Raw genomic sequence first — 24,520 nt, 5'->3', positions numbered from 1 at the left:
GCAGTAAATTATGAAATAAGATATAAAATTATCACAATAGTTAGAAAAATGGAAAACAACGGTTGGCTCGCTGGAATCGCTGCACTTGGTGGTTCGTCATTGGGTTCAATTACAATTGCCACCGTACCTATAGCCACTACTGCAACAGTGCCTGCTGCTGGTGTCGCAGGTTGGTTGGGCTTGACAACGACAGCAACAACTATTGTGACTGCTCCAGTGACTCTCTCAGTTGGAGGAATTCTGGCAGCAGGGGCACTTTTAACCTACGGAGGTTATCAAGCTTATAAGCTCGTCAATAAAAATCAGTAACCGTTTTGTTGAGTACAGGACTTACGCATCTATTGTCTGTCATTCCGATCCCGACCCGGAGTTTACTTGCAGAACGGAGTGAAGGGTTCTGCAAGTAAACTCCCCGAAGAATCGAGCGAGATTCTTCGCTTCGCTCAGAATGACATAATTACAATGACTTCCCGTTGCTCTAAAATCTTCTCATCCGCCCTCGGGCTATACACCTAATCCACAAAATGCCCGCATAACGCCCTTACTCAATAGTTTCTGGAAATGATTTGCTTAATCGGGAGGGGGCAAGAGGAATCAATTCTTCAATCCAAAATCTAAAATCCAAAATCGATCGATCGCCCCCAACGACTCCTTCGACGGCTTAGCAGACCCAATGGTTGCTACAATCGGGGAGGGTATATGTTGTGGCTAACACTACAGCCCGTAACCCTGAAAGCTAATAGCTAAATTATTAAAAATCTGCCTCTCCTGCCATGTTTAAAAATCTGCTAGGCGATCCCAACGCGCGCAAACTGAGAAAATTTCAGCCTTGGGTAGCTGATATCAATATTTTGGAAGAAGACATTCGCGAACTCTCAGACGACGGCCTCAGAGGCAAAACGGCGGAGTTTCAAGAACGTCTGGCAAAAGCTAAATCTCTCAACGAGGAGAAAGAGATCCTAGACGAAATCTTGCCGGAGGCTTTTGCAGTCGTGCGGGAAGCGGGACAACGGGTTTTAGGAATGCGCCACTTTGATGTCCAACTCCTCGGGGGCATTATCCTGCACAAAGGCCAAATTGCCGAAATGAAAACCGGTGAAGGCAAAACTCTTGTGGCGACGCTGCCAGCTTACCTCAACGCCCTCAATGGTAAAGGCGTACACATCATCACCGTCAACGATTATCTCGCAAGACGGGACGCGGAATGGATGGGACAGGTGCACCGCTTCCTGGGATTGACTGTGGGACTGATTCAGCAGGGCATGGATCAGGTAGAACGAAAGAAAAATTATAGCTGCGATATTACCTACGCCACTAACAGCGAAGTCGGCTTTGATTATTTGCGCGACAACATGGCTACTGTCATGGAAGATGTAGTGCAGCGTCCTTTTAATTTCTGCGTGATTGACGAGGTTGACTCGGTGCTGATTGATGAAGCACGGACGCCTTTAATTATTTCCGGCCAGGTGGAACGCCCCAGTGAAAAGTATATGCGGGCAGCTGAGGTAGCTGCTGCTCTGAGAAAGGAAAATGAAGAACATTACGAGGTTGACGAAAAGGCTCGGAATGTGCTATTGACCGATGAAGGGTTTGGTGAAGCTGAGAATTTGTTGGGTGTTACGGATTTGTACGACCCGGCTGACCCTTGGGCGCATTACATTTTTAATGCGATTAAGGCGAAGGAATTGTTTATTAAGGATATTAACTACATCGTCACTCCCGATCGCGAAGTCGTGATTGTGGATGAGTTTACCGGCCGGGTGATGCCGGGACGGCGCTGGAGTGACGGTTTGCACCAGGCGATAGAAGCCAAGGAACGGGCGGAAATTCAGCCGGAAACTCAGACGCTGGCGACGATTACTTATCAGAATTTCTTTTTGCTTTATCCGAAGCTGTCGGGGATGACAGGGACGGCGAAGACTGAGGAAACGGAGTTTGAGAAGATTTACAATCTGGAAGTGACGCTGATTCCCACTAACCGGATTACCAGCCGTACTGACCTTTCGGATATGGTTTACAAGGCGGAGGCTGGGAAGTGGAATGCGATCGCCCAAGAATGCGCGGAAATGCACGAGATGGGTCGGCCGGTGCTGGTGGGTACTACAAGCGTGGAAAAGTCGGAGTTGCTGTCGCGCCTGCTGCAGGAACGGAAAATTCCTCACAATTTGCTGAATGCTAAACCGGAAAATGTGGAGCGGGAATCAGAAATTATTGCTCAAGCCGGACGCAAAGGCGCTGTGACGATCGCCACAAACATGGCGGGACGCGGTACAGACATCATTTTGGGCGGTAATTCTGAGTACATGGGGCGGCTCAAATTGCGAGAATATTTGATGCCCCGGATCGTGCAACCCGAGGATGACGAAGGGTTTTCGGTGGTGCAAGTGCCTGGTATTAGTGGCCGCCCCGCACCTCAAGGTTTTGGTCAAACTGCGAAAAAGGTCAAGTCTTGGAAAGCTTCGGCGCAGATTTTCCCGACGGAGCTATCGAAAAATGCCAAACAAATGCTCGTGGAGGCGGTGGAATTGGCGGTGAAGGAGTACGGCGAGCGATCGCTCTCGGAATTGAAAGCCGATGACATTGTGGCTGTAGCCTCGGAAAAAGCCCCTACCAAAGACATCGTAATTCAAAAATTGCGGGAAGCTTACAATTTAACTCGCAGCGAGTACGATGCTTTTACCAGCAGCGAACATGATGAAGTTGTGCAGTTGGGAGGCCTCCACGTCATCGGTACCGAACGCCACGAGTCGCGCCGGATTGACAATCAGTTGCGGGGCCGGGCGGGACGGCAAGGAGATCCCGGTTCTACGCGGTTTTTCTTGAGTTTGGAAGACAATTTGCTCAGGATTTTCGGCGGTGAACGGGTGGCCGGTATGATGAAGATGTTCGGTGTTGAGGAAGATATGCCGATCGAATCTGGAATGCTGACTCGTTCCCTCGAAGGCGCTCAGAAAAAAGTCGAAACCTACTACTACGATATCCGCAAGCAGGTATTTGAATACGACGAAGTGATGAACAATCAGCGTCGAGCAATCTATGCGGAACGTCGCCGAGTATTGGAAGGTTTGGACTCCAAGGAACAGGTAATTAAATATGCCGAACAAACGATGGATGATATCGTGGGAGCATACATCAATCCCGATTTGCCTTCGGAAGAATGGGAAGTCGAAAAACTTGTGAGCAAGGTAAAGGAATTTGTTTATTTGCTGGCTGACATGACACCGGATCAGCTAGAAGATTTGTCCGTTGAGGAAATTAAAACTTTCTTGCACGAACAAGTACGCAACGCTTACGACATGAAAGAAGCGGAAGTTAATGCAATCCGAGCTGAATTGATGCGAGATGCGGAACGGTTCTTTATTTTGCAACAAATTGATACTTTGTGGCGGGAACACTTGCAACAAATGGATGCTTTGCGTGAGTCTGTAGGGCTGCGCGGTTACGGGCAGAAAGATCCGCTGATCGAGTACAAGACTGAAGGTTATGAGCTGTTTTTGGACATGATGACGGATATCCGCCGCAATGTGGTTTATTCGCTGTTCCAGTTCCAGCCCCAGCCGGCTATGCAAGTTTCGCCAGAGATGGTTTGAAAATAGTTAATGGTTGACAGTTGACAGTTAACGGTTGACTGTTGACTGTTGACTGTTGCTGGTTGCCAGGCTCTTCCTGGAAGTTGCAGATTTGAGATTAAAGCCAATCTTCTTGATCGCTTTTTTGTTTCCTGTAAACTTCACCTTTGGCGTGAATTTTACGGGTTTTTTCGTAAAGAGTTTCTTCGGTATGATTCCATTTTTGAAGAACTTCTTTTAAGTGGGATTGAATATCTCTAGCGCCGGGAAAGCCTCGGTAGCGAATTATTAATCTTGCTAATTCCGATAAATTGTAGTCGGTTGCTTCTCCTGCTAATAAAGTATCGACACTGGCTCGATCGCGCTTGTATTGCGGATGCTGCTGATCTTGAGTTTTTACTACTGAATCCATACTATTTATGTTTCCCAATCATCTGAAAAGGTTTCTACAAGCAACCGCCACCCAAAAGCGCGGACATAAATAACCTAATGAATAGACTCTTAAATCCGCGCCTCATAAACGGTTTGATTCGGGTATCATAACTGTCAACTGTCAACTGTCAACTGTCAACTGTTCAGTCATTCCCAGAAATTTTTGTGCTTGTTCAGTAATACCAAATAGTCGATCGCCGTGACAAAAGATTTCCCAAGCGCGAATTCCCATAAAACCAATACCTGCAACCGCCAAGGGCATCGCTGCGGCACCTAAAAGCGCGGCAATGGGGGGAAATATCATGCACAGTGTTAACAGAATACCAGTAATAACACCACCAGCAATGCCAGCTTTAGCGGTGGCAGTGGCGACTTTTTCGACTAACTCTGACTGGGTAATTTTGCCTTCAACGCACAATAGCGAATTTTCTAAGATCGAAAATATTAACTCAATTACTGCTGCGGCGATCGCCCCTTTCATTGCAGCCCCAACGATTTCCGCAACTGCTGCTTTAAACGCTGCATCCGCTAAAACTTGCTTAGCGACTGCTAATTCTGCGGCAGTCATGTCTACACCACCGCGAGCATGATTCACCGAAAAATATTCAAAAATCCCGTTAGCCGCTTCGCTTCCGCCTCCATTGACGTGGGCTTGGATGTGACTCCAATTTTTATCTTGACAGAAGTTGCGAACTGCTTCTGGGCCTTGGGCACGAATTTGGGCGGGTATGGATTCAAATACTTTTGCTGCTTCTTGAACCTCTCGGATGCCGTCACGCATCCCAGCCCTCGCAAATTTGATTTGCAGATCTGTTGGCAGGTTCTCAAAACGGATGTTATGTGCTATTTTAAAAGCTTCTTGAGTGGCGATCGCCCCGGCACTAACAATTGAACTTGGCGCTGATTGTACCCACGCCGTTAATACAGTTGCACTTTCATCAAATTTTGCATCAATTTGGTTGCCTAAGTTTTGGATATCGGCAATAGTTTCTTGTACTTTAGCCGTTAGGAGTTCGAGCGGATTCTGGTTAATTTCCATGTTGATCCAGCTTGTATCGTTAATGATTTAATTATTCTGACTATAACATTCCTCTTCAGTAAGTGCTATTTTTTACTAAATTGCTTCTACCTTCTAACTCCGGCTGTAAATTTAGAGCTTTTTTTTGATAAAATAAACCTTCATTGATTCGACCTTGCTCTTCCAAACTTTTGCCTAAATTCCAATAAGCGACGGCTAAATCTGGTTGAAGAGCAATAGATTTTTGGTAGTAAGTTATAGCCTCATCGAGCCGGCCTTGTTTGTAAAACATACTGCCCAAGTTAACATAGGCTTCGACAAAATTAGGATCAAATTCGATCGCCTTGGAGTAGGCGCGAATCGCCGCGTCTATTTTGCCTTGGGCTTGCAGGATATTGCCTAGAGTTTTGTAGGCTGCGGCGAAATTCGGTTGGTGGCGAAGTGCTTGGTAACAGGAGGCGATCGCCTCTACATATTTCTGTTGCGTATAATAAATTTCTGCGATCTTGTTGAGTGCGATCGCATTATCTGCTGGAATGGCTAGTAATTTTTGATATTGAGCGATCGCCTCCTCAAGTTTTCCTGATTTCTGAAGGCTATCGCCCGTTGACAAATACTGCTCTGCTAACTCGGAATTTGCGGTCATAGATTTTACTTTAACAGCCGAAACTACTTTACCACAAGTGTTAGTTAACAACCGCGATTTCTAGGGATATTCTAACTATTTGATATTTTAAATTTGTTTTTGTAGCAACATAGGACTTACGCAATTATTCCAAGTATGGGGGCAACCACGGGGGGTTTGCCCCTATAAAACACTATATATTGAGGCTGTGCGTAAGTCCTGCAACAGTTCGGACAGTTTTTGATTACCAACAGCAGAATAGGGGTTTCAGAGAACTCCGCTCAAAGCAAGATAAAATCCAGCAAAGTCCTGGACGCACTCTTGACGATCGCAAACCCGGTTGCTGACTATATTTCTCGTTCCTGTTAGCAAAACTCCTAGGAACCGGGTTTCTAACACCCATGCGTCAGCATTGAAACTGTCGGAAGTGTTGATAGATCAATTAACTAAATGTTCGATCGCCCTAGCTGTTCAAAAATTAATTGAACGGGCGATCAAAAAAATCAAGGAGACAGCCGCCACACCTTAATCGTGTCGTCAAAACTGCCACTGATCAGAGTTTTGTCTTGAGGATTAAAAGCCAATTCCACCCAAGTAGAATGACCCTTCAGCGTGCCCACCGTGTCGGCGGGACTCATGCGCCACTGCTCACCGGGACTCATGCGCCACAGCTTGATAGTGCCGCTCAAATCGGCGCTGGCCAGCTTGTCTCCGTCGGGACTGAAAGCCAAGGACTTAACCTTGTCGGAATGGCCGATCAAAGTCCGCAGCAGAGAACCGTTGGACTGCCGGGACTGATTATTTGGGCTGATATCCCACAACTTCACCGTCTTGTCCCAACTGCCGCTGGCGAGAGTTTGACCGTCCGGGCTGATGGCCAGAGACCAAACCCCCTCGGAATGACCCCAAAGAGTTTCTTTCAATTCCCCAGTCTGCCAGTTCCACAGGTTGATCTTACCGTCGCTGCTGCCGATCGCCAAAGTTTGTCGATCGGGACTGAAAGCCACCGACTGCACCTCATCAAAAACCCGCTTAAGAGTTTCCAACTCGGCCCCGCCTTGGACTTCCCACATCTTCAAAGTTTTGTCCTTACCGACACTGGCCAGCTTGTCTCCGTCGGGACTGAAAACCACCGAGAACACGCCGTCTTGGTGTCCGTCCAAAGTCCGAATTAACCTGCCCGAATAGAAATTCCACAATTTAATCGTACCGTCAACGCCACCACTGGCGATCGTCCTGCCGTCGGGACTGACAGCTACCGACCACACCGGCCCCAAGTGTCCTGCTAAAACCTTGAGCAGCTTGCCATGACGCTTGTGCAGCAGGTGAATTGTGCCGTCGTTGTTCCCGCTGACAATCACGCGACCGTTGGGAGCGACTGCTACCGCCCAAACCGGGTTTTTGTCTTGATCCGCCAGAGTGCGTACTGCGGGCCCTGACTGCGATTCCTGACGGCTGAAATGGTGCATCGGGGGCGGATTGAACCGAATTTCGGGAATGGTAGAAACAGGCTCACCAGAAGTGAAAGCCTGCGGTGCAGGAGATGGCAAGCGAGAACCCAGCACTACGGACAGCAGGGCAACCGTACTTGCTCCCCAGATGGCCAAAGTCCACTTGGGTTTGCTGAGAATCACGTCTACCGGTGCCGGGCCGTATTTCATGTCTGTGAGAATTGCCTCGGTCGATCGATAGCGTTTTGATGGTTCTCGCTGCACCATTTTATCCAGGATGCGGCCGAGTCGCGCCGAAACTGGTACTTTCAAATAATCTCTCCAAGTCCAACTGTCGGTTTTGATGTCAAACAAATCAAAGGGCGACATTCCCGTTAACAAGTGAATGCAAGTGACGCCCAAACTGTAGATGTCGCTGCTTTTAATCGCTTGGCCTTTAATTTGTTCCGGGGCCGCGTATTCGGCAGAACCTGTCACCGTTTCTGTTTTCAGCGGCCCGCTGTTTGCCGGAATTGTCGCGCCGAAATCGACTAAAACTAGCCCCGATGCACTTTCCTGAGACACTCCATGTAAATCATCTTTCCCTGCCAAAGCTGGGGATGCTTGGGGAGTTTTGCGGTGAATAATATTGGACGGTTTGATATCTCGGTGAATCAGTTGATTTTCGTGAACAAATTGCAGGACTGGCAACAATTCGCTCAGCAGATACCAAATTTGAATTTCTTTAACAACACCTTTTTCTGAAAGCCGATCGGCTAAACTACGGCCTTCGATGTATTCTTGCACTAAATACTGGCAGCCTTCGACTTCAAAAGATGCCAGCAGTTTCGGTATTTGCGGATGTTTCCCCAACTTGTCGAGAACTGAGGCCGAGCCGCGAAATGTCCGGTTTTGCTGGGTGCGACCGTCGGCGACTGCTGCTGAGCCGCAGAATTGTTGAATGACGCAGCGGGGTTGGGAAGGTTGGTCTTCATCGACTGCTAAGAAGGTGCGGCAAGTGAGACTTTGACCGAGGGTGTGAAAGACTCGGTAGCGGCCTTTTAGCAGCAAGTTCGACTCGCAACTTTTGCATACTGTCGCGCGATCAAGATTTTGGGGATTCTGGCAATTGGGATTTGTGCAGTAACTCATTTGTCTTTCCGCTGGAGACCCCCGTCCGACATTATTGCTAGTGGGGGAGGAAAGCGGGGCGGTGCGTGCCGCTTCCTGTGGACAAATTAAATAATTGGAATCTTTGCTTGATCATAATTGTTTCCCAGATTTTCGCCACAATTGCTTGGGTCGATCGCGCGTAAATTATTGCTGACTTTCCTGCGAGCGAGGTTTAATAGGTCGATCATACGGGCGGGCAGGATGCCCACCCCACAATCAAATCATTCTTTGTGGAACAGGCATCTTGCCTGTTCTTGAGAATGGTGCAATATCTCAGTTGTTACCGAATTAAGCTATACTGTCATTGCGAATACTTTCTGTGCGATCGCAGCAAAGCAAAGCAATCGCGACGCCTTGCCAAATATCCGCGATTCTTTATTCTATGGAGTCAATTTCAAACCTTTTTTCTCAAATCTCAAATCGACTAACAGATTAAAACTTAGGCAACTTCAGCCAAACTAACTACTAACTTTTAACTATTACTTATGCCCTTAATTCGCGTACCCAAGTCTTGGGAAATTCTCAACCCACAAATTACCCCAGAAACAGCCTTTCTCAACCGCCGCCGCTTCATGACAAATTTAATTGGCGCCGGCGTGACAGCTTCGCTGCTGCCGCTGACAGGTTGTCAAAGCAGTAATAGCTCAAAAACGGCTCTGGACAAAGGCTCAACCCAAGCATACGCGGGATTGAGCCGGAATTCCGCCTTTGCCAAAGTCGATCGAGCGATTACCGACGAAGCCTTAGCTACAAAATACAACAATTTTTACGAATACGGCGGCACCAAATCTATTTGGCAAGCTGCTCAAGCTTTGCCAACAGAAAACTGGAAAGTAGAAGTAGGGGGTTTAGTAAAAAATCCCCGCACTTATGATATTGACGACCTCTACAAAAAATTTCCTATCGAAGAACGAGTTTATCGATTTCGCTGTGTAGAAGCGTGGGCGATGGTAGTTCCTTGGGTCGGATTTCCCATGAAATTACTGATGGCTGATGTCGAACCGCAATCGAAAGCTAAATTCGTTCGCTTCACCTCATTTTACGACCCCAAAATAACTCCCGGCCCCGGTTTGATGTCCCAATTCTATCCTTGGCCTTACACCGAAGGTATGCGAATTGAAGAAATGGCCAACGATTTAGCATTTTTTGCCACAGGCTTGTACGGCCGAAGGCTACCAAAACAAAATGGTGCGCCGCTGCGGCAAGTGATTCCTTGGAAATACGGTTTTAAGGGCGCAAAGTCGATCGTCAAAATTGAATTTGTCGAAAAACAGCCCGCCACTTTTTGGAATACAATCGGCCCCAACGAATACGCTTTTGAAGCAAATGTCGAACCAGATAAGCCACACCCCAGATGGTCGCAGGCCAGCGAACGGATAGTCGGCCCCGGTAACAGTTGGTCGTGGGAAACTCGCCCAACTTTGCCTTATAACGGTTACGGCGAATATGTAGCTAGTTTGTACAGTTAATTAACTACGCGAGATGTAATTTGAGGAACAGGCTTTTCGGCTTGTTCCTCAAATTATTAATTTCTCTCTTTTCTCTTTCTCTGCGCCCTCTGCGTTCTCTGCGGTTAATTAAAAAAAATCTTTTTTCTTCGCTTCCGGAAAATGAAATACAGGACACGGGAGTGCCGTGTCCGTACCCGATACCTGCACTATGTTTGTAAATTTTACCTTAAATTTGCAGTCTATCGACTACAATAAAAATTGATGAAGCTACCAAGGAATTGTTAAATGGTAACAACAACATCAACTCCCGTCGAGCAGCAAACTACCCCAGAAAACCGAGTTGTTTTAAAAGGTGTCAGTTGGTCAACTTTTAAAGCATTGCTGGCAGATGTTGGGGACGATAGAGCTTGGAGAATTGCTTACGATGGAGGAGTATTAGAAATCAGGATGCCACTGGAAGAACACGAAGAACCCAAACGACTGATAGAAAGCTTTGTGGAAGCCATTGTAGATGAGCTGGAAATTGAACTTAGGAGTCTGGGTTCGCTGACTCTTGAACGAGAAGATTTAACTTGTGCTGTCGAACCTGATTCCTGTTTCTACATTCAAAATGAATCTTTAGTTAGAGGCAGAAATATCAATTTGCCAAATGACCCGCCGCCGGATTTAGCAATAGAGTCAGATTACACAAATTATTCTGTGAATAAGTTTACAATTTATGCTGCTATTGGCGTGCCCGAAATCTGGAGGTATCGCCGGGAATCTCTGCAAGTTTATCAATTGGTAGATGGGAAATATGAAAAGTGCGATAGTAGTTTAGCTTTTCCGTTTTTGCCCGTTGCCGAAATCCCCGGTTTCATCGAACAAAGCAGAACAATCGGACAGCGTGCTGCTGTGCGTTTGTTTCGCGAAAGAATTAGAGAAATTTTACTAAGTCAAAAATAACACTTACATATCTCCTTACTCCTTCTCTGCGTCCTCTGCGCCCTCTGCGGTAAAAAAATCCTTATTGTTCGCAAAACTCTGCAACTCTCCGCCAAACTCGGTCTAATAAATCTGGTGTACTAACATCAAACCATTCAATTTCAGGATAAGCACGAAACCAAGTCCGCTGTCTCTTGGCAAATTGCCGCGTGTGCAAAATTGTTAATTCTTTAGCTTCTTCAAGCTTAATCTCGCCAGCCAAATATTGTTTGATTTCCTGATAGCCCAGCGTGTTCAACAGTGGCAAGTCGCAGCCGTATTTTTTACACAAATATTCTACTTCATCGATCCAACCGCGTTCTAGCATTTGTTCGGTGCGCTGTTTGATCCGATCGACTAAAACATCAATATCACAATCCAACCCAATTTGTAAAATAGGATAATCGGGAGGATTTTCGCCCTGCTGTTCGGAAATAGAGCGCCCAGTTACATAAAATACTTCCAGTGCTCTTAAAGTTCTTACTGGGTCATTCAGGTGAATTTTCTCGGCTGCAGAGCGATCGACCTGCTGCAACATCGCGTAACATTGAGATTGTCCGAGTTCCGCAAGTTGCGATCGCAATTCGGGCATCGGTGCTACTCTCGGAATTTTCAAACCCCTGACAATCGATTTAGTATATAAGCCCGTCCCTCCAACCAACAACAGGGGGGGAGAAACAGGAAAATCGACAGCAGCAATTAATTTTTGAGCTTGCTGCTGGTATTCTGCGAGTGTCAGAGTTTCGGTCGGATCGCAGATGTCGATTAAGTGATGCGGTACAGAAGCGCGATCGACCGTCGTCGGTTTTGCGGTTCCGATGTCAAATTCGCGGTACACTTGACGAGAGTCCGCACTCAGGATCGAGGATTGCAGTCGCCCCGCCAAAGCCAAAGCCACTCCCGACTTCCCCGTCGCCGTCGCCCCGCAAATCGTAATTAATCTAGCCATAAGCTGTCGCACATTTCCCTATAAAAACTCTTAAATCCTCTCCTCTCCATGCTTTCCCCTCTCTTCCTCCGCTGATTGACGGCGCTACGCCTGGGGAGTCGCGAAGCAATCTCAAAACTATTCCCCTCCGTCCCCCCGATAAATTTCCCTTCAGAAAGCCCTAGCATCGCCTTTAACGGTTTTGTGCTATAATTTTAGGAGTTTTCCCATTTTAGAAGCTTTTGGGGCTTTAGCCTCATTATTGGAGCTATTTTTGTATGACCAGCAGCTACAGCGCCGACCAAATTCAAGTTCTCGAAGGTCTCGAAGCAGTCCGCAAACGACCGGGGATGTACATAGGTACCACGGGCCCGCGAGGACTCCACCATTTAGTTTACGAGGTTGTTGACAACTCGATCGATGAGGCGCTGGCTGGCCACTGCACTCACATCGAGATTGACATCAACGCCGACGGTTCCGTTACCGTAACAGACGACGGACGGGGTATTCCCACTGGCATCGTTGCCAAGACTGGCAAATCGGGAATAGAAACAGTAATGACTGTACTCCACGCCGGCGGTAAATTTGGCGGTGGTGGCTACAAGGTTTCTGGAGGATTGCACGGTGTAGGTATTTCTGTTGTTAACGCGCTGTCCGAGTGGGTAGAAGTGACAGTTTGGCGCGACCAAAAAGAACATTTACAGCGCTACGAAAGAGGTAATCCCGTTACCGAACTTAATGCCAAGCCGAACAAAGGCAATCGCACCGGCACTTCAGTTTCTTTCTTGCCAGATACTCAAATATTTAGCACTGGCATTGAATTTGATTACACTATACTCGCGGGGCGCTTGCGAGAATTGGGTTACTTGAATGCTGGCGTGAGAATTACGTTTAGCGACCACCGTTTGGAACTGCTCAAAAGTGGCGAACCTCGCATCGAAACTTACTGTTACGAGGGCGGAATCAAGGAATATATCGCCTACATGAACCGCGAAAAGCAGCCTCTGCACGAAGAAGTGATTTACGTGCAAGGCGAACGCAATAACGTGCAAATAGAAGTGGCTTTGCAGTGGTGCGTCGATGCTTTTAGCGACAACGTTTTGGGTTTTGCGAACAACATTCGGACGATCGACGGAGGGACGCACTTAGAAGGTTTGAAGGCTGTTTTGACGCGGACGATGAATTCGATCGCCCGCAAGCGCAACAAAATCAAAGAAAACGAGCCCAACCTCGCCGGCGAAAACGTTCGCGAAGGTTTGACAGCAGTGATTTCGGTCAAAGTTCCCGATCCGGAATTTGAAGGCCAAACTAAAACTAAGTTGGGAAATACAGAAGTTCGGGGAATTGTTGATTCCTTGGTAGGCGAAGTATTGACCGAATATTTGGAGTTTCGCCCCCAGGTAGCTGACGCTATTTTGGAAAAAGCAATTCAGGCATTTAAGGCCGCTGAAGCAGCCCGCCGCGCCCGCGATTTAGTGCGCCGAAAATCCGTCTTAGAATCGTCTCCTTTGCCTGGAAAATTAGCGGACTGTAGCTCCAGAGACCCCGCCCTGTCTGAGATATACCTGGTTGAAGGGGATTCTGCGGGCGGATCTGCCAAACAAGGGCGCGATCGCCAATTCCAAGCAATCCTGCCTTTGCGCGGTAAAATTCTCAACATTGAGAAAACCGACGACGCCAAAATCTACAAAAATAACGAAATTCAATCGTTAATTACAGCCCTGGGTTTGGGCATCAAAGGCGAAGAATTCGATCCGGGTCAATTGCGGTATCACCACATCGTAATTATGACTGACGCTGACGTAGATGGTGCTCACATCCGCACGCTGTTGCTGACTTTTTTCTACCGCTATCAGCGCGCACTTGTAGAACAAGGTTACATCTATATTGCTTGTCCTCCTCTCTATAAAGTGGAACGGGGACGCAATCATTACTACTGTTACAGCGAACGCGAAAGGAATGCTCTCATCCGCAATGAATTTCCGGCGAATGCTAACTATACCGTCCAGCGGTTCAAAGGTTTAGGTGAAATGATGCCGACACAGTTGTGGGATACGACGATGAACCCAGCAACTCGGACGCTGAAACGGGTGGAGATTGAGGATGCTGCTGAAGCCGATCGCATCTTTACGATCTTAATGGGCGATCGTGTCGCCCCCCGCCGCGAATTCATCGAAACCTACGGCCCCAAACTCAATATGCTCGACTTGGACATCTAAGTTAGTTGACAGTTGGCAGTTGGCAGTTGACAGTTGACAGTTGACAGTTGACAGTTGGCAGTTGGCAGTTGACATTTGACAGTTGTTTGCTGGTAAAGATGAGTCATTAGTCATTAGTTAGTGGCTGATGACTGATGACTACCGCCAACTGACTACCGCCAACTGACTACTGCAACTTTTGTTATAAAAATTAATACAATCTCTCATCAAATCGATCTAAGGTAAACACTTAGGTAATTTTTAGATTTTTGGCGCATCCATCAACTACCACAAAAATAGAAGGTTGGACAATATAGCGTCAACGACCCAGGTCTAAAGAGATTGGGCTTCTAGCCTAAGACTTAAACCACAGTTGACCAGACTCAGTACCTTGGTACTACGTTAACGGTAAGAGTTAAAGACCTACCAGGGAATGCGAAGCTAGTTCCTTGCTCTAGAAATTTAGGATTAAACAGACTTATTGGGTTAAATCAGTGTCCTAGATATAGTACCGGCCGTTAACTTTGTCGAAGCTAACATTACCCCGAAAGGGAGGCTCGAAAGAGCAAACATTATGTGATCGCGGGTTGCAAAATTTGAGAGGGTAATTTCGATGCACGCTCGCGTAGCCGAAGTGTCCCATCGAAAGTACATTAGATTCATTACACCGAATCTAGCAATCCTCGTGTAATGCAAAGATTCACGGCGGTTGAAACCGCCGAGCCGTTTCCCTCTCAGGTCTAAAGACGCTGAGTTTCCCACTTACCGAATTTTTTTATGAGCATCAATTTAGCGACCAAATTGCGTGAGGGAACGAAAAAGTCCCACACAATGGCAGAAAACGTCGGTTTTGTCAAGTGTTTTTTAAAAGGCGTTGTAGAAAAAACTTCTTACCGGAAGTTAGTAGGAAACCTCTACTTTGTCTACTCGGCAATGGAAGAGGAAATGGAACGCCAAAAGCAGCATCCGGTTGTTTCAAAAATTAACTTTTCTGAGTTGAATCGCAAACAAAGCTTAGAGCAAGATTTATTTTACTACTACGGTGCGAATTGGCGCGAACAAGTAGCCCCGTCACCAGCAGCTAAAGCCTACGTCCAGCGCATTCGTGAGATTTCGGCGACCGCACCGGAACTGTTAGTAGCTCACTCTTACACTCGCTACCTTGGCGATTTATCCGGCGGACAAATCCTGAAGGGAATTGCCCAGCGGGGGATGAATCTTTCCGAGGGAGAAGGCACTGCTTTCTATGAATTCCAGGATATTCCTGATGAAAAAGAATTCAAAGCTAACTACCGTCAGGCAATGAACGAACTGCCGATTGACGAAGCCACAGCAGAGCGAATTGTTGACGAAGCTAATGCAGCTTTTGGCATGAACATGAAGATGTTCATGGAGTTAGAAGGCAATTTGATTAAAGCTGTCGGTCAGATGCTTTTCAATACCCTGACGCGGAAGCGCGGTGGCGCCAGTACCGAATTGGCTACTGCTGATTGAGTTAAAGCTCACTGGGAATAATTTGAGCCTCGTTTAAGAGGAAAAACTTAAATCCTGGGGGTTTGATGGCTGCTTTTACAGTCACCAAATCTCCGGGATTTTGCATTGTGTTCCTCTGCAAAATCAGTCCGCGCGAGCGGAGCTATCCCGAAGGGAATCATCCGCCAGTAACTCCTCAAATTTTTCCGCTGTATCTCCGGCTACACCCAGAATTTGACCTGTTAAGGGAAACATCGCCGGCAACAGTTCAATCAACGCCACCATTTCCACCATCCGCACAATTCCCAACGCTTTCGCCTCAGTTGGTAGCAGTGCAGGTGTGGGGTATTTCGCCTCCAGATCAACCAGAATTGCCAGCGACTCAACCAAAGTCAAATCTTCATCTATTCATACAGGAATGCGATGGAAAGGGTTGATTGCGGAGAATTCCGGCCCAAATTGGTCGCCATCTAGGTTAAGGGCGATCGGCTCAAAAGCAATCTGCTTTTCCAGCGCCACCCACAGGCGGCGATCGTTCAGAGAAATTGGAGTGTAGTACAACTTCAGCATCGGATTCACCACCCGCGACACTACCAGTTTAGCTCCCAAACATCTTGATTGATCAGGGGTTTACCGAATAGGTAATTAGTCATGTCACATACTTTTGGACAGGCTTGACTGCAAGTGCGATCGCCCCCTTGGGTTGTAGTACGCGAAGTCAAGCGCCACCCCGTCCAAACAGCAATTTGTGAGGCTGTAGCTCAATTGGGAGAGCGTCGCTCTGTCACAGCGAAGGTAGCGGGATCGAAACCCGTCAACCTCGTCTCCGTTTCCGGGAGTTACGAGTTTTAAAGTCCCATAGGCAAATTGGTTTAAGCCGTCTGCCCCTCAAGCAGAAGATTGCGAGTTCAAACCTCGTCGGGAATCCCAGGTTAGGTGGCCGATCAGAAGTATTTTTAGATTGGCAATTCTGAGATAGTTAAGTTAAACTTCTAAGTGTTAAATAAGAGTTTGTGTATTGCAGGCAATGAATAATTTTGTTCTTGAACCAACTCATGAAAATCTCGAACGCTATAAAAGAGTACAAGGTGAAGAGACTTATTGGCATACCGCAGATTTCTTTCTGTTTGACCCCAACATTAAAAATGAACTCTCGATCATTTTCGATTCTTATATGGAGGCATTTATGGAGTCTGACGAAGATGAGGCTAGTCGCAAAATTGCTTTTTCGCTTGGCAGAATGATCGTCAAAGCAGCTAGAGAGATTGGAGTCTCACCCAAAGACTTTCGAGATCAGTTTAATAACTACGCAACAGTGATTTGGACTCCCATTTGTATATGGCGGAAGGATAATTTAGGTGAAATCAGCTATTCCTTAATGAGTGGTTTACAATGCAGCTCAGAAAAAATTTTATTACCCCCTTTCTAAAACAAAAAATAGCGAACGCCTATATTATTAACCTTTCCAGGGCGATCGCTTTAGTTGTTATCGCTTTAGTTGTTGAGGTAATTGCCTCGTGATGACGATGGCTTAGTTTGCAAAAGCGGGAATTGAGCCTATCCCCAACCCAATTTTGATAGCTTCCATCCACTGTTGCACCATATCTTTCAAGGTTTCTTTGATGTCTGGCAGTGGTTCTCCTTCATACTCAGCTTGCTTATATATTTTCATCGCCTCGATATAGGCAAGAGCTAGAAAACCTGTGCAGAGAGCAGTAGTAACAGCAGCAATACATCTGAAAATGGGGAATCCACTTACTGGATTGAAGTTGTCCAACCCTGGTAACAAATCGATTAGTTGATCTTTGAAGGGTAGTGCATCTGTCATTCCGTTAAGCATAACACCAAATTGAGATAAAACGTCATGAACAGTTTGGATATTGTCATAATTAACTCCTGGCAAGTTGTTGAGAATTTGAGCCAGTTCAACCTCAATACCTGTTGTACCAATTACTGCACACAATTCTGAAAGAAGTTTCCCATCAAAATTGTAACCAAAGGTTTTGGAAATATCTGCAAGCATCCAAGATTGTAGAGTAGCTACTAGCGGTGTTTGCATCATTGGAACTGGCAACAATCGAGCGGTAAGTACCTTAGCGCATCCATCTATACACAAACCAAAAGATTTATCTGCCTTGGATTTCATCGCATTCAAAATTGCTGTTTTAGCAATCTCTTCTAGTAAATGTTCAGTGCCAAATAGTAAAGAGTCTAAACCGTAAGGTTTAATGTCGTAATGAGGTGTTTTTTCTCGCACTGCCATGACTGGGATCACTTTCTTAATTTCCGAAATGCCCCTGAGAAAAGGTTCTAACCAGCTTTTTTCCACTCCTGAAGCGCGAGTAATTACAGCAATAACTGGAAGTTCTTTCGCAATTGACGAAATCCAACGCCGATCGATTAGTGTTTCTCTTATAACTTGAGAGTTTACACAGTACCAAATTGCATGGATTTGGTCTTCTGGTTCTTTGTATTTCTGTTGCTTGATGAACTTAGCAATTTGCTCCTTGACCCTATCCTGCTGTTTTTTATTATTTTCAAGTCCCGGTGTATCATAGATTGCTATTGGTAGTCCTGGCTTTTGATATGGTGGGTTTGAAATGCTGTTTGTAACAGAGTCGCTAATGGGAAAATTCAACATTGAACTAATTAGTGTACTCTTCCCAGCCCCGGTACTGCCAATCACCAAAACGTTACATCTTTTAATCTGCTTGATAGCTGTTGGAAATCTATGACCAAAGCTTAAAACCATATCCAGCCACCGCTTTTTTATTTAAAGTTACGTCTATCAATGTATCAGTTTTCCCTACACTCCCGCATCCGATTTTTCTGAATAAGTATTTTTCTCTCAGCCTTCAAATGGTTGTGATTGCTTGAGACAGATCTCATGATCGACGCCGGAAGGGTGATACCGCTGGCATTTCCCGACATTCGCGTTTCCGTTGAGAGACTTTTGGGGTGAGTCAGGGCGATCGCACTAAATTTGAAAAAGTATTGACAAAATCAATCAGCTATGTTATGAGCCTAGATGCGGGAGTATAGCTCAGTTGGTTAGAGCAGGTGACTCTTAATCTCAAGGTCGAAGGTTCAAGTTGACAGTAGGGTGCGTCGCTATCAGATTTTTTAGGTTTCTCAGTAGATGGCTGATGGCGACGCACCCTACGGCTATAATTTTTAAATCCAAAATCCAAAATTTAAAATCCAAAATTCAAAATAATTCACCTTCCCACGCCGCGATCAGGAGGCTGCTCGTCCGGGACAGGCAAAGAACTGGGCCTTGCCTGCCGCTCCAAATACTTGCTCAAAGCGTAAGCGATATCCCAGCGAGTCATCGGCTTCAAAGGATTAATCTTATTAGTTCCGAACTCAACATTAACAAACCCTTCATAAAGTGCAGTAGCTATAGACTTTCTAGCCCAATTAGGGATTTCCCCTGCATCTGGATACTTAGCTAAAATCTCGGAAATGCTGGCATCGGGAAACTGAAAAACCCCGTAAGCTTGAGCAAAAATCGCCAAAGCTTCAGCCCGAGTTACCCTTTGGTTTGGGAAAAACATTCCGTCACGATATCCACTCATCGTTCCCGTTTTCAAAGCAGTTTGAATCGCACTGTATGCCCAGTAACTCTTCGGGACATCCGGCAATTCCATATCCGGTTTTTGAGCGGTTTTCCGGCGTTCCAAACCAAAAGTTTTCACTAAAATCACCGCCAAATCGGCGCGACTGACAAGGCCATCAGCATTAAAATTGCCACTGGCATCTTTATTCATCAATCCAGCACTCACAACCCGATCGATCGCGTCAATTATTTGTTGAGATTGAACCCCCATTGGCACTCCTTGCACTAGCGCGATCGCCAAAAAAATACTCACTAACTTTTTCACGATTTTAATCCTTTCTGTCGCTAAAACAATCATGAAAACAGCAGTAATATTTTTTCTGCTTCCATCGGTATTATTCTGTGGTTTCGGCGGTGCGCGACATTTGGGGATTATATATTAAAATCAAAGATTTGCTTCAGGCAAAGCGCCCTGCATTTTACCCAGCCAATCAATCAAATTATCCAATTGCTTTTGGGCCGTCAAAACCGCCATACCCCGAATAGTAACCTTCCCCTTGCTGTAGACAAAACGAGAGCGCAAATGTTCCGGCAAATTAGCCTTGAGCAAATTCCAAGCAGGCTCTTCCATCGATGTTTCCAAAACTATGTTCTGCTTATTCTCCGGTTTAATGCGAGAAAAACCGATTTTTTTAGCGATTTGTTTGAGTTCGACCACACGGATAAGTTGCTGGGCTGGCAGAGGAATTGGCCCATAACGATCGCACCAATCAGCCTGAATCTGCTGTAACTCTTCTGAGGTATTAGCAGAAGCCACAGACCGGTAAGCGCTCATCTTTTGATCCAAATCTGCGATGTAGTCAGCAGGAATAAACGCCGTCAAAGTGAGGTCGATTTGCGCGTCCTCCACTTTCGGAATTTCCTGACCCTTAATTTCCCGAATAGCCTCCTCTAACATTTCAGCATACAAATCAAAACCGATCGCCTCCATTTGACCAGACTGTTCATTACCCAAAACATCACCCGAACCGCGAATTTCCATATCTCGGACGGCCAACTGATAGCCCGAACCCAACTGGGCAAACTCTTGAATTGCCCGCAGCCGCTGCCTTGCAGCATCAGACAGTTGGTTCTGCTTCGGATAAAACAGCCAAGCATGAGCTTGAATCCCCGCGCGTCCCACCCGTCCCCGCAACTGGTAAAGCTGACCCAAACCAAAGCGCTGCGCGTCTTCAATTAAAATAGTATTGACTCGCGGAATATCCAAACCCGACTCAATAATTGTCGTGCACACCAAAATATCGAAATCTGCCGCACTGAAAGTCAGCATGACCGATTCTAATTCCGAAGCATCCATTTGACCGTGGGCGATCGCAATTCTGGCAGACGGAACCATCTCCTGCAACTGAGCGGCCAACTCATCAATCCCCTCAATCCGCGGCACTACGTAAAAAACCTGACCGCCCCTGTCCAATTCTTGACGAATTGCCGATCGCACCACTTCCGGGTTATAGGGAGCCAAATGCGTCTGAATCGGGCGCCGGCTGGGAGGCGGAGTCGAAATCAAACTCATCTCGCGAATCCCCGACAGCGACATATACAAAGTCCGGGGAATCGGCGTTGCTGTCAAAGTCAGAACATCTACCTCTGTTTTGAGAGCTTTAATCGCTTCCTTTTGCTTAACTCCAAACCGCTGTTCTTCATCCACCACCAACAAGCCCAAATCCCGAAATTTAATCGCTTTGCTCAAAACAGATTGAGTACCAACAATCACGTCTAATTCCCCAGTCGCCAAACGCTTGTGAATCTCCCGGCGCTCGGTTTCAGTGCGAAAGCGATTGAGCAAACCAACTTCGATCGGATAAGGGGAAAAACGCTCAGAGAGCGTGTGATAGTGCTGTTGGGTCAAAATTGTCGTCGGCGCGAGCAAAGCCACCTGCTTGCCCGCTGTAATTGCCTTAAAAATAGCTCTGAGAGCAACTTCTGTCTTACCAAAACCGACATCGCCACAGACTAAGCGATCCATTGGTCGATCGCCCTCCATGTCGCGTTTCACATCCTGAGTTGCCTTCAACTGATCCGGCGTTGGCTGGTAAGGAAAAGAATCCTCTAATTCTTGCTGCCAAGGCATATCAGGAGGAAAAGCGTAACCTGTTTGTTTAGCTCTTTTAGCATAAAGATTCAGCAAATCCACTGCCAATTTTTTAACAGCTTTGCGAACCTTTGTTTTAGTTTTTTCCCAAGTTTGGCCTGTCAGCTTGTTGAGATCCGGTACTTGATCGCCGACAGTCCGAAACCTCGACAACGCGCCCAATTGATCTGCCGCCACCCTGAGAGTACCGTCAGCGTATTGCAGCACTAAATATTCGCGAGTTTCCCGATCGATCGTCAAGCGTTCCAACTTGAGAAATTTGCCCACTCCATGCTGGCGGTGAACCACATAATCACCAGGGCTTAATTTATTCGGATCTACTTGCTTAGAAGCAGCGCGACGGCGCTTGCGGACGTAGCTAAAAGTAGCAAGAGAATGCTGGCCGTAGAATTCGCGATCGGTAATTAAAACAATCCGAAAAGTTGGCAGAATAAACCCTTCCAATTCTGCTAAGCCGCTGTACTTCAAAGCAACCGGAACGTGCTGCAATTGCAACTTGTCGATCGCCAAATAATCGCGCGGATTCACCACAAACTGAGCCGGACAGTCGTGTTCCGACAGCAGAGAAACCGATCGGCTGGGTTGAGCAGAAACCAGAAAAATTGTAAAACCCCGATCGCGCTCTTCCCTGAGCATTTGAGACAACTTAGCAAATTGGTGAGGCATCACCGGCACAGGCCTAGAAGCCAAATTAATCGCAGACGGTAGCTGGTCTCCCTCTGCAGAGCTTTGAAATTTTTTAGCAGTAGAATCTTCTGCCAATTCTGAAAGTTCTAGCCTGTCGAAAGCTGCGACATCTGCCATAGATTCAGCAAAAGTGCGGTGAATTTTCGGAACTTTCAAATTAGCAATTGGCAATTTTTCTGTTGCCTCACCAGCAACTGCCGATTCCCGATTGCAATTATTCCACTGTTCCTGTGCATTCTCAAACCAGCGGTCGCTGTGAGCTTCGCACCCTTGGGGTTCGTCAATAACAACTAAAGTATTTTCTGGCAAATAATCCAACAAAGATGCAGGTTGCTCGAACGCTAAACCCAACAGCCTGCGGACAAATTTTTCCCCTTCATTTTCCGCTTCTTTTTCGGGGTCAAGAGAGCCTAGGTGGTTGATTGCGTCAAGCTTTTTTTCAGCTAAAACTGCTTTAATAATTGTGTTAAAATTAGTAGGAGTTAAAACTAATCGATCGACCTTATCGAGCGATCGCTGGGAAGACGGATCGAACTCGCGCAGTTGTTCCAAATTATCCCCGAACCATTCCAGCCGCACCGGCAACTCCGCCGCTACCGGAAAGACATCGACAATATCGCCCCGGCGGCTCCACTGGCCCTCCATTTCTACCAAATTCACCCGATCGTATCCCATCGATGCCAGTTGGCGGTCAAGTATCTTGGAGTCTTGAACTTCGCCTCGCTTCAGCGTCAGACAGTAGGGTTCAAAATCACTTCGAGGTGGCAAATGAGGCTGCAGGGCTCTTTCTGTGGCGACAATGGCGATCGGCTTGGACTGATTGGCGGTTTTTTCTTGCTTGTCCACCAAATCCGCCAGCACCTGCATTTGTCCCCAGGTCATTTCGTTCTCGTCGGAGTAAGATAGCTCGTAGGGCGAAGCCTCCGAAGTTGGGTAAAAATGTACGGTTTGCCAGCCCATTGCCTCTAGAGAGGCCACCCAGCGGCCTGCTTCTTCCAGAGTTGCTGTAACTACCAGTAAACTCCGTCCTTCTTGCTGTGCGAGGGCGGAAGCTACTAAACCTTTGGGCAAGCGGGCTATGCCTGCGAGTTGCAAGCAGTGATGCCGTTTGAGCTTGTTGAGGAGTTCTGTTGCTAGGGGCGATCGCCCCAAAGTACGAATTATCGAAGAGAAAGTCATGAGCTGTTAATTTTAATCCCCGATCGGCCTTGGGAGGTCTTTCCCTCTGGCTAGTAAGGAAGATTGTACGACAAACATCTATCATTGTGGCGATCGGATGTTGGCAGTGCCACTCAACTACAGGTAGATTTCTGCTAGAGGCCTTCTATAAATATCTCGAACTTGCGATCGCAGCAAGCCAGTTCCGTTAATCTAGGGACAGGTCGATCGCCAAATCGAGATTGTCGGTCGAGATTGACAGATCCCCAGATTATAGATTCAATTGAGTCTAAAATCTAGAATCTCAAATCTCAAATCGACTAACCGGGAAACGCGCTTCGTCTTTACCATCGATAATTTGAGAAATGTCCCCAAGTACCGATATTCTGATTGTTCTCCTGCTGGTTTTCCTCAATGGCGTGTTTGTGATGTCAGAGATGGCCATCATCTCAGTACGGAAGGTGAGACTGCAACAGATGGCAAACCAGGGTTCGATCAATGCCCGTGTAGCTTTGGATCTGGCTAATGCCCCGAATCAGTTCTTGCCCACTGTTCAAATCGGGATTACGCTACTGGCTATCCTGTCCGGCGCTTTCGGAGAAACGACGATTGCTAAAAGGGTAGAGCCTCTGTTGCGCTTGATTCCGGCCTTGGAACCCTACTCTAAGCCGATCGCCTCAGTCGTCGCAATTTTAATCATAACTTACCTCACCATAATTATCGGCGAACTCGTGCCGAAGCGGCTGGCCCTCAACAACCCCGAACCGATCGCCTCTAGTGTCGCTATTCCCATGCGAATGCTCTCAAAAATTGGCGCGCCAGCAGTGTATGTTTTAAGTTATTCCACTGACTTAATCTTGCGGATTATGGGGATTGTGCCTTCAACAGAACCGCAAGTTACAGAAGAAGAAATCAAAGTTTTAATCGAGCAAGGAACCGAGGCGGGAACCTTTGAAGAAGCCGAACAAGACATGGTAGAAAGAGTCTTTCGTTTGGGCGATCGGCGAGTCAGCGCCTTAATGACTCCGCGACCAGACCTTACCTGGCTCGACCTCGACGACTCAGTAGAAGAAAACCGCCAAAAAATGCTCGGCAGCGGTCATTCTCGGTTTCCAGTTTGTCAGGGCGGACTCGATAACGTTGTCGGTTTAGTACACGTTACCGATATGTTATCTCGCAATTTAACAGGTCAACCCCTCGATTTAAGTGCTTCTTTGCGGAGGCCTTTATTTGTGCCGGAAAGCACGCGCGGTTTGAAAGTATTAGAGCTTTTTAAGCAATCTAGCAATCAAATTGCCTTAGTGGTTGACGAATATGGAGTCATTCAAGGATTGGTGACAGTTAACGACATTTTAGTCGAACTCGTTGGCGACTTTCCTTCAATAGAAGATGCCGACGAGCCGCAAGCCGTGCAGCGCGAAGACGGTTCTTGGTTGTTAGACGGAATGTTGCCGGTCGATGATTTCTTTGAACTGTTTGGAATTGATGAAATATCGTCAGAAAATAGGGGAAGTTACCACACAATGGGCGGTTTTGTGATTACAAATTTGGGCAAGATTCCGACAGCAGCCGAGCATTTTGAGTGGAACGGTTTGCGAGTCGAAGTCGTGGATATGGACGGCAACCGTGTTGATAAGATATTGGTAATGCCGATCGACTCTGTGGGCGATCGAGCTAAAATCGAAGCAAAAAGCTAAAAACCGC

At 46.8% G+C, this 24,520-nt stretch carries 18 protein-coding genes and 2 tRNA genes; 10 read left to right on the top strand and 10 right to left on the bottom strand.

Going from position 1 to position 24,520, the window contains the following annotated elements; translation table 11 throughout:
- Window positions 1-48: 48 nt before the first annotated feature.
- Both QUA44_RS17540 and secA read left to right on the top strand, forming a co-directional pair.
- Window positions 49-309 carry a hypothetical protein gene (locus tag QUA44_RS17540; protein WP_333252509.1) on the top strand — a complete coding sequence of 87 codons (261 nt, stop codon included), beginning with the start codon at window positions 49-51 and terminating at the stop codon, window positions 307-309.
- Window positions 310-773: 464 nt separating this feature from the next.
- Window positions 774-3,590 (top strand): preprotein translocase subunit SecA, encoded by a 2,817-nt coding sequence (secA, locus tag QUA44_RS17535; RefSeq protein ID WP_333252510.1) that lies wholly within the window; start codon window positions 774-776, stop codon window positions 3,588-3,590.
- Window positions 3,591-3,687: 97 nt separating this feature from the next.
- On the opposite strand, the gene QUA44_RS17530 is transcribed toward secA, so the two are convergent.
- The 4 genes from QUA44_RS17530 to QUA44_RS17515 all read right to left on the bottom strand — a co-directional run bounded on the left by QUA44_RS17530 (window position 3,688) and on the right by QUA44_RS17515 (window position 8,226).
- Window positions 3,688-3,981 carry a DUF3288 family protein gene (locus QUA44_RS17530; protein ID WP_333252512.1) on the bottom strand — a complete coding sequence of 98 codons (294 nt, stop codon included), beginning with the start codon at window positions 3,979-3,981 and terminating at the stop codon, window positions 3,688-3,690.
- Window positions 3,982-4,122: 141 nt separating this feature from the next.
- Window positions 4,123-5,040 (bottom strand): hypothetical protein, encoded by a 918-nt coding sequence (locus tag QUA44_RS17525; protein ID WP_333252513.1) that lies wholly within the window; start codon window positions 5,038-5,040, stop codon window positions 4,123-4,125.
- A gap of 55 nt (window positions 5,041-5,095) precedes the next feature.
- Window positions 5,096-5,665 carry a tetratricopeptide repeat protein gene (locus tag QUA44_RS17520; protein WP_333252514.1) on the bottom strand — a complete coding sequence of 190 codons (570 nt, stop codon included), beginning with the start codon at window positions 5,663-5,665 and terminating at the stop codon, window positions 5,096-5,098.
- Window positions 5,666-6,147: 482 nt separating this feature from the next.
- The gene (locus tag QUA44_RS17515) at window positions 6,148-8,226 is read right to left on the bottom strand and encodes a serine/threonine-protein kinase (protein ID WP_333252515.1); all 2,079 of its coding nucleotides are present in this window, start codon (window positions 8,224-8,226) and stop codon (window positions 6,148-6,150) included.
- Between the two features lie 506 nt (window positions 8,227-8,732).
- Between QUA44_RS17515 and msrP the strand changes: the two genes are divergently transcribed.
- Window positions 8,733-9,716, top strand: coding sequence for a protein-methionine-sulfoxide reductase catalytic subunit MsrP (gene msrP, locus QUA44_RS17510; RefSeq protein ID WP_333252516.1), 984 nt, complete (start codon window positions 8,733-8,735; stop codon window positions 9,714-9,716).
- A gap of 267 nt (window positions 9,717-9,983) precedes the next feature.
- Window positions 9,984-10,643: a Uma2 family endonuclease gene (locus QUA44_RS17505; RefSeq protein ID WP_333252517.1), complete on the top strand. Its 660-nt coding sequence runs from the start codon at window positions 9,984-9,986 to the stop codon at window positions 10,641-10,643.
- 61 nt (window positions 10,644-10,704) lie between these two features.
- Here the strand turns inward: QUA44_RS17505 and miaA are convergent, their stop codons facing one another.
- Window positions 10,705-11,610: a tRNA (adenosine(37)-N6)-dimethylallyltransferase MiaA gene (gene miaA / locus QUA44_RS17500; RefSeq protein ID WP_333252518.1), complete on the bottom strand. Its 906-nt coding sequence runs from the start codon at window positions 11,608-11,610 to the stop codon at window positions 10,705-10,707.
- A 257-nt stretch (window positions 11,611-11,867) separates the two neighbouring features.
- On the opposite strand from miaA, the gene gyrB reads away from it, so the two are divergent.
- A complete protein-coding gene (gyrB, locus tag QUA44_RS17495) occupies window positions 11,868-13,808 on the top strand; it encodes a DNA topoisomerase (ATP-hydrolyzing) subunit B (RefSeq protein ID WP_333252519.1) in 1,941 nt (646 codons plus the stop codon).
- A 756-nt stretch (window positions 13,809-14,564) separates the two neighbouring features.
- On the top strand, window positions 14,565-15,281 hold the full coding sequence (locus tag QUA44_RS17490; RefSeq protein WP_190739611.1) for a biliverdin-producing heme oxygenase: 717 nt from the start codon (window positions 14,565-14,567) through the stop codon (window positions 15,279-15,281).
- A 123-nt stretch (window positions 15,282-15,404) separates the two neighbouring features.
- On the opposite strand, the gene QUA44_RS17485 is transcribed toward QUA44_RS17490, so the two are convergent.
- Together QUA44_RS17485 and QUA44_RS17480 are read right to left on the bottom strand one after the other, a co-directional pair.
- A complete protein-coding gene (locus QUA44_RS17485; RefSeq protein WP_333252520.1) occupies window positions 15,405-15,656 on the bottom strand; it encodes a hypothetical protein in 252 nt (83 codons plus the stop codon).
- 12 nt (window positions 15,657-15,668) lie between these two features.
- Window positions 15,669-15,869: a glutathione S-transferase family protein gene (locus QUA44_RS17480; RefSeq protein ID WP_333145486.1), complete on the bottom strand. Its 201-nt coding sequence runs from the start codon at window positions 15,867-15,869 to the stop codon at window positions 15,669-15,671.
- Window positions 15,870-16,010: 141 nt separating this feature from the next.
- On the opposite strand from QUA44_RS17480, the gene QUA44_RS17475 reads away from it, so the two are divergent.
- From QUA44_RS17475 to QUA44_RS17465, 3 genes are all read left to right on the top strand, one after another.
- Window positions 16,011-16,083 (top strand) — tRNA-Asp (locus QUA44_RS17475).
- A 29-nt stretch (window positions 16,084-16,112) separates the two neighbouring features.
- Window positions 16,113-16,190, top strand: a tRNA-Glu gene (locus tag QUA44_RS17470).
- Between the two features lie 97 nt (window positions 16,191-16,287).
- On the top strand, window positions 16,288-16,689 hold the full coding sequence (locus tag QUA44_RS17465; protein ID WP_333252521.1) for a hypothetical protein: 402 nt from the start codon (window positions 16,288-16,290) through the stop codon (window positions 16,687-16,689).
- Window positions 16,690-16,791: 102 nt separating this feature from the next.
- On the opposite strand, the gene QUA44_RS17460 is transcribed toward QUA44_RS17465, so the two are convergent.
- The 3 genes from QUA44_RS17460 to mfd all read right to left on the bottom strand — a co-directional run bounded on the left by QUA44_RS17460 (window position 16,792) and on the right by mfd (window position 22,837).
- Window positions 16,792-18,012, bottom strand: coding sequence for a GTPase domain-containing protein (locus QUA44_RS17460; protein WP_333252522.1), 1,221 nt, complete (start codon window positions 18,010-18,012; stop codon window positions 16,792-16,794).
- A gap of 466 nt (window positions 18,013-18,478) precedes the next feature.
- On the bottom strand, window positions 18,479-19,132 hold the full coding sequence (locus tag QUA44_RS17455; protein WP_333309815.1) for an S-layer homology domain-containing protein: 654 nt from the start codon (window positions 19,130-19,132) through the stop codon (window positions 18,479-18,481).
- Between the two features lie 132 nt (window positions 19,133-19,264).
- Entirely contained in the window at window positions 19,265-22,837 is a 3,573-nt protein-coding gene (mfd, locus tag QUA44_RS17450) for a transcription-repair coupling factor (RefSeq protein ID WP_333252524.1), read from the bottom strand.
- Window positions 22,838-23,181: 344 nt separating this feature from the next.
- Here mfd and QUA44_RS17445 point away from each other — a divergent pair, with 344 nt between their 5' ends.
- On the top strand, window positions 23,182-24,513 hold the full coding sequence (locus QUA44_RS17445; protein WP_333252525.1) for a hemolysin family protein: 1,332 nt from the start codon (window positions 23,182-23,184) through the stop codon (window positions 24,511-24,513).
- Window positions 24,514-24,520: the final 7 nt, after the last annotated feature.

Source organism: Microcoleus sp. N9_A2 (assembly GCF_036701775.1).
Classification (GTDB): Bacteria; Cyanobacteriota; Cyanobacteriia; order Cyanobacteriales; family Microcoleaceae; genus Microcoleus.
Note: the sequence above shows the minus strand (reverse complement) of the source record. Positions and strands in the feature narration are given on the sequence as shown.

Bases quoted from the DNA above. Each gene is read 5' to 3' on its own strand.
- QUA44_RS17540 (WP_333252509.1), top strand. From the start codon at position 49: ATGGAAAACAACGGTTGGCTCGCTGGAATCGCTGCACTTGGTGGTTCG.
- secA (WP_333252510.1), top strand. From the start codon at position 774: ATGTTTAAAAATCTGCTAGGCGATCCCAACGCGCGCAAACTGAGAAAA.
- QUA44_RS17530 (WP_333252512.1), bottom strand. From the start codon at position 3,981: ATGGATTCAGTAGTAAAAACTCAAGATCAGCAGCATCCGCAATACAAG.
- QUA44_RS17525 (WP_333252513.1), bottom strand. From the start codon at position 5,040: ATGGAAATTAACCAGAATCCGCTCGAACTCCTAACGGCTAAAGTACAA.
- QUA44_RS17520 (WP_333252514.1), bottom strand. From the start codon at position 5,665: ATGACCGCAAATTCCGAGTTAGCAGAGCAGTATTTGTCAACGGGCGAT.
- QUA44_RS17515 (WP_333252515.1), bottom strand. From the start codon at position 8,226: ATGAGTTACTGCACAAATCCCAATTGCCAGAATCCCCAAAATCTTGAT.
- msrP (WP_333252516.1), top strand. From the start codon at position 8,733: ATGCCCTTAATTCGCGTACCCAAGTCTTGGGAAATTCTCAACCCACAA.
- QUA44_RS17505 (WP_333252517.1), top strand. From the start codon at position 9,984: ATGGTAACAACAACATCAACTCCCGTCGAGCAGCAAACTACCCCAGAA.
- miaA (WP_333252518.1), bottom strand. From the start codon at position 11,610: ATGGCTAGATTAATTACGATTTGCGGGGCGACGGCGACGGGGAAGTCG.
- gyrB (WP_333252519.1), top strand. From the start codon at position 11,868: ATGACCAGCAGCTACAGCGCCGACCAAATTCAAGTTCTCGAAGGTCTC.
- QUA44_RS17490 (WP_190739611.1), top strand. From the start codon at position 14,565: ATGAGCATCAATTTAGCGACCAAATTGCGTGAGGGAACGAAAAAGTCC.
- QUA44_RS17465 (WP_333252521.1), top strand. From the start codon at position 16,288: ATGAATAATTTTGTTCTTGAACCAACTCATGAAAATCTCGAACGCTAT.
- QUA44_RS17460 (WP_333252522.1), bottom strand. From the start codon at position 18,012: ATGGTTTTAAGCTTTGGTCATAGATTTCCAACAGCTATCAAGCAGATT.
- mfd (WP_333252524.1), bottom strand. From the start codon at position 22,837: ATGACTTTCTCTTCGATAATTCGTACTTTGGGGCGATCGCCCCTAGCA.
- QUA44_RS17445 (WP_333252525.1), top strand. From the start codon at position 23,182: ATGTCCCCAAGTACCGATATTCTGATTGTTCTCCTGCTGGTTTTCCTC.